A 1,602-nucleotide genomic window follows, 5' to 3' on the forward strand; every position below is an offset into this window, starting at 1 on the left:
AAAATTTTGCGAAATCTCGGAAAAGCACTCACGAGACAAGCCGCCACTTAAGTTTTAAAAACTAGAGTGGAAGCTGACAAACACCGCCCTCCCCGGCGCATGCCCCACCGTAGGATCTAGCGCACCTACGTGCTCGCCGCTGATAAACTCGGCGTAATCTTTGTCAAAGATATTTGTCACGCCTAGCCTCACACCCCAACTGTTTTTAAACTCAAACCCTCCGTAAACGTCCATCGTCGTAAAGCTCTTTGCGGCTTCACGCTTGTCGATGCCAAAGCCGGTGGATTTATCGAAATCTCCCCTATTTTGCTTTGCTACGTAGCGAACCGCGGTTCCGATATTGTAGCTGCCAAAGCTCGCGTAGTCTTTGTAATCAAAGGCTAAATTTGCCTCAAACGGACGGATCTGATAGAGCGGTCTGCCGTCGGTTTTGTTTTGTCCGTAGTTGTAAAATAGCGATGTTTTTAGCCCGAAATTTCGCGCGAAATTATACTCGCCGCGCAAATTTACGCTGTAAATCCTAGCGTCGACGTTGCGCGTGATGACGGCGTTTTTATTCATCGGCGTGGCCGCGGTAGAGTGGCGGCGATCGTAGATAACCAGATCCTGCGCGTCGTCCGCGATAAAGTGCCCGCCCACGCTAAAGCTATCCTCGCCCTGGCGCGAGCTCATGTATTCTTTATAAAATTCGCTCTTGTAAGTAAAGCCCAAATTTACGCGGTTGTGGCGCTCAGGCTTTAGCAGCGGGTTGCTCACCCAGCCGTTATTCATCGGACCGTAAAGCGTGTTAAATCGCTCCATATTGCCGGGTATGCGCTGCAAGCTCTCGAGCGCCGCGTAGTAGCTATCTAGCTCGTTTGGGGTGAAGTCGTATTTTAGGCTGGCACTTAGGCCGTCTTGCTTGACGCTACCGTCAAAATCATAGCCGTAAACGCTACGGATAAGCCCCTTGACCGTCCTAAGCGGTGCGGCAGGCGCAAAATAAGGCTCATTTAGCCCCTTTAAATTTGATCTCATCCGGTCGTAGTTTAGAGCTAAACTAAGCTTGTGAAAGTCGTTAAATTTATAGCTTAATGTATCAAAAATCCTCGTTCGTTTATTCGTTACATCTGCAAACCTATAGCCGTTAAAAACCCAGCCGCCGGGCTGTTTTAGATACCTTTTGCCCTCGTGATTATCGTGTTGATAGCTGATGCCTGCGAGATTGTGAAAGTCGCCCAAGTCCGCGTCGTATTTTAGCTCGGCGTCCACGATTTTTCTATCCAGTTCGACCTTGACCGTCTGCGCCGCACTCCTTAGATGATAGTTGTCGGCGTTTCTGCTTACGTCGCGCAGCATTAGCTCGAAATTTAGCGTATTTGATAGATCCTCCGCGCCGATGCGAGCGTTAAATTTACCGACGTATCGCTCGGTTTTAACGGCGTCCATGAGATGGTGAGGCTGCTTGTCGTCGTCGATGTTGTCGTGTACGAGCGTAAATCTAAACTCGCTTAGCTCGCTAGGCACGAAACCCACGACCGCGCTTTGCCCCTGCCTGGCGTAGCCGTAGTTCCACTCTCTGCCGCCGCCGTCTTTGTAGCGGTTGGCTTTAGAAAAATTTGC

Annotated in this window: 1 protein-coding gene; it reads right to left on the minus strand. The window is 50.1% G+C overall.

Features of this window, described 5'->3' with window-relative positions:
- Nucleotides 1–54: 54 nt before the first annotated feature.
- Nucleotides 55–1,602, minus strand: a 1,548-nt coding sequence (locus tag H740_RS11915; protein WP_002952181.1) for a TonB-dependent receptor domain-containing protein, incomplete at its 5' end; no start/stop codon positions are given.

Source organism: Campylobacter showae CC57C, from assembly GCF_000344295.2.
Taxonomy (GTDB): Bacteria; Campylobacterota; Campylobacteria; order Campylobacterales; family Campylobacteraceae; genus Campylobacter_A; species Campylobacter_A showae_B.